The 326-nt window shown below is 37.1% G+C and carries 1 protein-coding gene; it reads left to right on the top strand.

Translation table 11 applies throughout. The features are described 5' to 3' along the window. Window positions 1-326 (top strand): substrate-binding domain-containing protein (locus GQR38_RS20290; protein WP_165738081.1); only part of this gene is annotated, 326 nt, incomplete at both ends.

Below are 326 nucleotides of genomic sequence, written 5' to 3'. Positions count from 1 at the left end.
ATTTTTGACTCAATATTTTGAAAATAACCTATCACGAAAAGAACGTCACGAAGGGTATCTTGATGCGCTAAAAGCAAATGGAGTCGCTAGCGATGAAAGTTTGGTGCAATATTGGCAAAGAGATTCGGGCTTTACACAATCTCCCATTATTGCTTTAAACAGCGATAATCCACCAACTGCTTTTTTTACCCAACATCTAGCCATTACTACGGACTTATTGACCCTATTGCATCAGAATAATATTGATATTCCAAAGCAAGTTTCGATTATTGGATTTGATGAAATCCCAATGGTTGATATGTTTAAAGTACCGATTACCGTGGTGC

This window comes from Pseudoalteromonas sp. c7(2019) (assembly GCF_011378625.1).
Classification (GTDB): Bacteria; Pseudomonadota; Gammaproteobacteria; order Enterobacterales; family Alteromonadaceae; genus Pseudoalteromonas; species Pseudoalteromonas arctica.
This window is presented reverse-complemented; position numbering and strand designations above follow the sequence as displayed.